The organism is Sporomusa sp. (assembly GCF_057736855.1).
This window is the reverse complement of sequence record NZ_JBYKYF010000159.1, coordinates 1-7107: the sequence shown is the minus strand read 5'-3', so window position 1 is coordinate 7107 and position 7107 is coordinate 1. Positions and strand designations below refer to the sequence as shown.

Sequence of the window (7107 nt, the reverse complement as noted above, 5' to 3'; positions counted from 1 at the left end):
TGAGGTTACCAGCTAAATACGCATATATTTTGACGCTCGTTTTGCGAGTGTCTATCTAGATATGGTTTTTTTGGCCTTTTTCTAGGGGGTTTTCACGATAAAATTTTCTGTGGTCTCGGTTGTAATTTATCCTGTTCCTTAAATTTTGATGTATTTAGCTTGTTTCATTGATGTGATTTCTGCACTTTGCTGGTCACTCCGAAACTGTTTATTTAAAACCACATTAATCATAAAACTGAGCACTGCGCAATACGCCCCTAACTCTCCCAGCTCTTCGAAAAGTTCTGCTCTGACCCCAAACAGGTCACCGCAATAGCGCTCAATGATATTGGCAGAAATTGCGGCAACAATGAAGATAATGCTATCTAACACTGGTAGAGTGCCTTGTTTGAGCCACAGTACCAGTTCTTTGTGCAACCCTTTGGCGAAGAAATATCCGAAAGCGCTAATGAGGATCACGGCGATGGTTGGGTAAACATAGGGTCCGAACCAGATATCTTTTAGTCGTAAAAAACCGCCAGTGCTATTAGGATAGAATATCCGGCCCCAGCTTAGTTCTCTGGCAATGCCAATCAGCCAGAAGACAGATGTAAAGGCAAATAGTTTACGGCGGACTGAGGATAAACCGGTTTGAAATAATGCGCTCAATGATACTAGGGCGACAATACTCAGTACGATGACCTGCAGCCATTCTATTGGCCCATTTTCATGCCCATATTCTGGCGGCAGCAGACAACCACAGATGATAGAAAATAGTAGCACAGCTAAAGTAAGTCAGGTTGGCGGTGTGATCCAACGCATGCGTTGTATAATCATATTCAAAACAATTCCCTCCATGGTAGTAGCAATACAACAATATAATAATACCTGTTTCGAACTAACTTAACAAGCATGGAATTTTTCACATATTTTAGTGCTGTATGGACAACTATGTTGTTTATATGATTAATATGGTATAATAAGTCTATAATTTTCCAGTTTTACAAATAGCAAAAGGAGGCCGATCTTTAATGAAACTAGTAATTCTCGCAGGGGGTGGCGGTACGCGCCTGTTTCCCTTATCTCGCACCTGCTTACCTAAGCAATTTTTAAAACTGGGGGATTCTGACTCACTCTTAACGCAGACGGTAAAGCGTTTTCAGCCTTTGCTGAAACCGTCAGATATTGTTGTTGTAACCAACAAAGAATATATTCATCATGTTAAGACCGAACTGGCGGCTTGCGGGGCAAGCAGTGCTCATATCCTACTCGAGCCTGTAGCCCGTAATACGGCACCTGCAATAGCACTGGCGGCGAAATTTTGCGAAGCTGAGCTGGGGGTAACAGACGATGAAGTGCTATTCGTAACCCCAGCAGACCATATCATTCATCCTATGGATATTTTCTGCAAAAATGTCCGGCAAGCCGTTGAACTGGCTGCGCAGGAAAAAGTAGTAACTTTTGGTATCAAACCGGATAAACCTGAGACCGGGTACGGCTATATTCAGGCAGGCGAAGCGTTTGGACCAGGCTATACGGTAGCTTCTTTCCGGGAAAAACCAAATAAGGAAACGGCTGAAAAGTATCTGGCTTCAGGCAATTATTATTGGAATTCCGGTATGTTTGCCTTTACTGTCGGGTGCATTATGGATGAGCTTTGCAAACATGCACCAGACATTTATCAGCTAGTATCAGCCCCATTAACCGAAGTCATTGAACATTTTGCAGCTATGCCCAACATTTCGATTGACTATGCTGTAGCTGAAAAATCCGCGCGGGTGGTTATGATCCCGCTTACTGCCTACTGGAATGATATTGGCTCCTGGGATGCTATCTATGATGTTCTGGAAAAGGATCACTCCGGCAATGCCATTAAGGGAGATTGTTTGCCAATTAATTGCTCCCATACGCTGATGCTGGGACGCAACCGTCTGATTGCCGGCATTGGCTTGGAAGATGTGCTGGTGGTAGAAACCGATGACGTGATTGTGGTTGCCAAACGGGGTGAGTCCCAGAAGGTCAAGGATGTAGTTACCGAGCTAAAGGCTCGCGGACGGCGTGAGGTGGACGAACATACCACCATGTACCGGCCTTGGGGTAGTTACACGGTACTGGGGGAAGGACCCGGCTACAAACTGAAAAAAATTGTCGTTATGCCTGGGCAGCAGCTGAGTCTGCAACTGCATTATCACCGCAGTGAACACTGGATTGTTATCGGTGGTACGGCCAAGGTGACGATCGGTGACCGGGAGCAGATGGTGCATGTCAATGAAAGTGTATATATTCCGCCTTCTACTAAGCATCGCTTAGTCAACCCGGGCAAAATACCGCTGGAGATTATTGAGGTACAAAACGGCAGTTATCTTGAAGAAGACGATATTGTCCGGTTTGATGATGTGTACGGGCGGGCATAATAACCAGGAAAATGATACTGGATACTTTTGGTTACATGGGAATATTTTTGTTGGATGGAGTATATAATATACGGCTGCTAATTAGAGGAGGGCGTGATTAAGATGGAAATTAAACGAGATGCTTTTAAAGCTTATGATATTCGCGGCAAGGTTCCGGAAGAATTAAATGAGGAGCTGGCATACCGTATCGGTCGTGCCTTCGTCAAAATTGTTAAGGCCAAAAAGGTAGCCGTCGGCAATGATATTCGTCTGTCAGGGCCTGCGCTTAAACAAGCATTGATGAAAGGTCTTACAGAGGCCGGTTGTGACGTGATTGATATTGGCATGTGCGGTACAGAACAGATTTATTTTGCCACTGCACATTTGAAGCTGGATGGCGGCATCATGGTGACTGCCAGCCATAATCCGAAGGAGTATAATGGGATGAAGCTGGTGCGGTCAGAATCCAGGCCCATCAGTAGTGACAGTGGACTTAAGGAAATCGAGGAGCTGGTGGTGACTGGTGACTTTGCGCCGGTAAAGGATGTGACTCCTGGCACTATTACGCAGGTGGATATTATGCCCGACTATGTTAAGCATTTGCTGACCTATGTGGATAAGGCAGTCCTTAAACCGCTGAAGGTGGTTGTGAATGCCGGCAATGGTGCCGCAGGTGCGGTCATTGATGCCTTAGAGCCTGAACTTCCCTTTACTTTTATCAAAGTCAACCATAACCCGGACGGTAATTTTCCCAATGGTGTACCCAATCCTTTACTAACAGAAAACCGGGAAGCAACGGCTAAAGTGGTGCGCGAACACCAGGCCGATGTTGGTATTGCCTGGGATGGCGATTTTGACCGGTGCTTTTTGTTTGATGAGCAGGGCAACTTTGTTGAGGGCTATTATCTAGTCGGCTTTTTGGCCCAAGCCTTTCTCAGACGGTATCCTGGGGCAAAAATTATTTATGATCCTCGCTTAACTTGGAATACTATTGAAGTAGTAGAAAAAGCAGGCGGTATACCTGTATTGTCCAAGAGCGGTCATGCCTTTATCAAAGAGCGGATGCGCAAAGAAGATGCCGTGTATGGCGGGGAAATGTCAGCCCACCACTATTTTAAAGAATTTTCTTACTGTGACAGTGGGATGATTCCGTGGCTGTTAGTATTGGAAATTATGTGCCGCGAAGGCAGGCCCTTATCGCAGCTTATGGAGGAACGGGTAGCTTGTTACCCAGTGAGTGGTGAGATTAATAGCACGGTGGCTGATGCTAAGGCAGTTATCGAGAAAATCGAAGCGAAATATGCACCGGGAGCGCTGAAGATTGAGAAGGTCGATGGCTTGAGCATTGAGTATGAAAATTGGCGGTTTAATGTCCGGATGTCAAATACTGAGCCGGTCTTGCGCTTAAATGTGGAGTCACGCTGTGATGTCAAGCTGATGGAAGAGAAGACTAAAGAATTATTGGCACTCATTCGTGCCTAGAAAGGACAAAATAATATGCCGAAAAATCATCAAAAAATAAAAAAGGCGGTTATTCCTGCGGCTGGTCTTGGTACCCGGTTTTTACCGGCTACCAAGGCGCAGCCGAAAGAGATGCTGCCGATTGTAGATAAGCCAGCTATTCAGTTTATTATTGAGGAAGCCATTCAATCCGGGATTGAGGAAATCCTCATTATTACGGGGCGAAATAAACGGGCGATTGAGGATCATTTTGACCGGGCGGTGGAACTTGAGCTTACTTTAAAGGCGCAGGGCAAATATGACCTCTTAGGCTTGGTGGAAGAACTATCCGAGGTATCCATCCACTATATTCGGCAAAAAGAGGCCAAAGGACTGGGGCATGCGGTATTATGCGCCAAGCAGTTTGTCGGCAATGAACCATTTGCCGTGCTGCTGGGTGATGATATTATTGATGCCAATGTACCTTGTTTACGTCAACTGATGGATGCCTATGAAGACTATCATGGCAGCATTCTGGGGGTACAGGAAGTGCCCAAGGACAAGGTATCCAGCTATGGTATTGTGAAACCCGAACCCGTCAAGGATAATGTCTGGCGGGCCATCGACTTAATCGAAAAGCCGCCAATCGCGGAAGCTCCGTCACAGCTTGCTGTTTTGGGACGGTATATTATTGAACCGGAGATTTTTTACCTATTGGAAGATACGCCGCCAGGCCGGGGCGGTGAGATACAACTGACAGATGCGCTGCGCCGGTTGGCTGCTTTTAAACCGGTATATGCTTACAACTTTGAGGGGCGGCGCTATGATATTGGGGATAAGCAGGGCTATCTGGAAGCCACGGTTGAGTATGCCCTGAAGCGCCCTGATCTTAGGGAGAAATTTTTACGCTATCTGCTGAAAACGATAGGACCTTTGGGAACCGAGTATGCTGCAGCAACAGAGAATCAAGACTAAGAGACATGTTACTCACCGGACTAGAATGAGTTTGGCAAAAGGGTAAGCAAGGAGGGATTGTTTTGGAAGGATTACATGGACGGCTGGATCTGGCTGAACAGGCTTGCCGACCAACAATACTGGTTTTGCCGTCAGGCTTTGTCTTTGATTATACGAACCTTTACGGTCAAGGACTGGTGACGCAAAGTGATGTTGACGAGATCGGTGAACGCCTAAAGGCTGCCCACAAGGCCATGGAGCATATGCGTACGACTGGCGAAATCCGCGGCCACTTATCAAAAGACGGTACTCCGGAGAAGGTGTTATTCAGCCAACTGCCCTATGTGCAGCCAGGTAATCTAAATAATCCTGCTTCTATTGCCAGACTTAAGCAGTTTGGTCAGTCACTTAGAAATAAAGTTGATGCAGTCATCTCTTTTGGTATTGGCGGGTCTTATCTAGGGAATAAGGTATTGTTTGATGTTCACTGCGGTGAATTCTGGAACAGCAAAAGTACTGCAGAACGGCGAGGATATCCGAAACTGTATTTTAGCGGCAATAATATGGACCCGCGCCGGACGGTGGAGCTTATTGAGCAGATTAAGTATGAGGCCAGGGATAAGGCCAAGCACGCCGGGGCACGAGGCGACGGAGTTTACCGTGTGATGCTCATCGTAATCTCAAAATCGGGTTCTACTCTTGATACTATGTCGACTTTTATGGCGGTGTATGATGCTCTTATTCAAGCGGCACCGGCCATTGAGGTGCAGGTAGTGGCTGTTACCGACCAGGCCGAGGGGCCAGGCGAAACCCTGCTGCATAAACTAGCTACCGAGCAGGGCTGGCCAATGTTTAGTGTACCCGACGGTGTGGGGGGACGATTTAGTATTTTTTCTGAAGTGGGACTGGTTACGGGTGTCTGTATCGGGTTTGACATTGATGCTTTTTTAGCTGGGGCACGGGCCATGGACGAGAGCTGTCAAAATGAAGATATTTGGCACAATCCGGCCATGCTGAATGCGGCACTTAAATATCTGGCTGCCGAAAAATATGGGCGGGATATTGAGGTGTTTATGCCGTATGCGGATAATCTCAAGTCGGTTGCTGAATGGTATATTCAGCTTTTGGCCGAATCGTTGGGCAAGCGGACCAATCGGGCAGGCCTTGAAGTATTCTATGGTCGGACACCGATTGTGGCTGTAGGCACTACCGATATGCATGCGCAGACACAGCTTCATCAGGATGGTAAGCAGGATAAAGTAGTGCAGTTTGTTAAAATCGCTTCTTGGGAACATGACCCGGTGATACCGGATGTTTTCCCGTCAGCCGATAAGTTATCCGAGATTTCTGGTATACCGCTCAGTCAGGCACTTGACGCTGCCCTGCAGGCTAATGCTGCTGCCCTGATAAGTGATGGCCGGTTTAATGCTACGTTTGTGCTGCCGGCGATGACGGCCTATCATTTGGGTGAATTGTTATATCTGTTAGCGCTGTCGGTGGCGTATGAAGGCGAGCTGGCGGATGTTGATGCTTTTAACCAGCCAGGGGTTGAGGCTTATAAACGATTGCTGGGTCCCATGCTGAAAAAACATTCTTCTTCAAAGTCCGACGCAGGAAAATAGCAAAATAAGTCGAAGGAAAAGTAGAATGTGTACCCAGTAGGAGGTGGCATTATTGCCAATCAAAATTGTAATTGCTGACGATCATGCACTGCTTCGACAAGGAATAAAAAATGTGCTGTCTTTAGAATCGGATTTTGAAGTGGTTGGCGAGGCGGCTGACGGCGATGAGGCTATCAGTCAGGTAGAAAGCCTTAATCCAGATATTCTTTTGCTTGATGTGAATATGCCACGGATGAATGGATTGGAAGTAACCAGACGGTTAAGAGCTGCTAATGCGGCAGTAAAAGTAATTATTCTTACCATTCATGATGATGAAAGTTATGTCATTGAAGTGATTAAATCAGGGGCAAGCGGCTATCTCTTAAAAGACATTGAGCCGGGTATGCTGGTTAAGGCGATCCGGCTGGTCGCTGAAGGTCAGTCTTTTATCTACCCTACGCTGGCTAAACGCTTATTTAGCGAATTTGCGCGTCAGGAAGATAAACGGAATGGAGCTATAGCCATGATGGAACGACCTAAGGAAGAACGGCTGACATACCGTGAAATAGAAGTGCTGCAATTGGTCGGTCAGGGCATGAATAATCAAGAAATAGCGCAAAAGTTATTTTTGAGTGAAAAGACAGTCAAAAATCATTTGACCAATATTTTTCGCAAGATTAATGTTGTTGACCGGACACAGGCTGTGTTGTATGCCATCAAGAATAAAATTATAGTATTGG

6 protein-coding genes are annotated in these 7107 nt (G+C 46.3%); 5 read left to right on the top strand and 1 reads right to left on the bottom strand.

Annotated features, from left to right (window positions below; all coding sequences use genetic code 11):
• Positions 1-138: 138 nt before the first annotated feature.
• A complete protein-coding gene (locus AC29Z1_RS11040) occupies positions 139-762 on the bottom strand; it encodes a hypothetical protein (RefSeq protein ID WP_488271515.1) in 624 nt (207 codons plus the stop codon).
• A gap of 248 nt (positions 763-1010) precedes the next feature.
• Here AC29Z1_RS11040 and AC29Z1_RS11035 point away from each other — a divergent pair, with 248 nt between their 5' ends.
• From AC29Z1_RS11035 to AC29Z1_RS11015, 5 genes are all read left to right on the top strand, one after another.
• Positions 1011-2393 carry a mannose-1-phosphate guanylyltransferase/mannose-6-phosphate isomerase gene (locus tag AC29Z1_RS11035; protein WP_488271514.1) on the top strand — a complete coding sequence of 461 codons (1383 nt, stop codon included), beginning with the start codon at positions 1011-1013 and terminating at the stop codon, positions 2391-2393.
• A gap of 102 nt (positions 2394-2495) precedes the next feature.
• On the top strand, positions 2496-3854 hold the full coding sequence (locus AC29Z1_RS11030; RefSeq protein ID WP_488271513.1) for a phosphohexomutase domain-containing protein: 1359 nt from the start codon (positions 2496-2498) through the stop codon (positions 3852-3854).
• A gap of 15 nt (positions 3855-3869) precedes the next feature.
• Positions 3870-4787: a UTP--glucose-1-phosphate uridylyltransferase GalU gene (gene galU / locus AC29Z1_RS11025; protein WP_488271512.1), complete on the top strand. Its 918-nt coding sequence runs from the start codon at positions 3870-3872 to the stop codon at positions 4785-4787.
• Positions 4788-4849: 62 nt separating this feature from the next.
• The gene (locus AC29Z1_RS11020; RefSeq protein ID WP_488271511.1) at positions 4850-6388 is read left to right on the top strand and encodes a glucose-6-phosphate isomerase; all 1539 of its coding nucleotides are present in this window, start codon (positions 4850-4852) and stop codon (positions 6386-6388) included.
• Between the two features lie 52 nt (positions 6389-6440).
• On the top strand, positions 6441-7107 hold a 667-nt coding region (locus tag AC29Z1_RS11015), incomplete at its 3' end, for a response regulator (RefSeq protein WP_488271510.1).

Bases quoted from the DNA above. Each gene is read 5' to 3' on its own strand.
- AC29Z1_RS11035 (WP_488271514.1), top strand. From the start codon at position 1,011: ATGAAACTAGTAATTCTCGCAGGGGGTGGCGGTACGCGCCTGTTTCCC.
- AC29Z1_RS11030 (WP_488271513.1), top strand. From the start codon at position 2,496: ATGGAAATTAAACGAGATGCTTTTAAAGCTTATGATATTCGCGGCAAG.
- galU (WP_488271512.1), top strand. From the start codon at position 3,870: ATGCCGAAAAATCATCAAAAAATAAAAAAGGCGGTTATTCCTGCGGCT.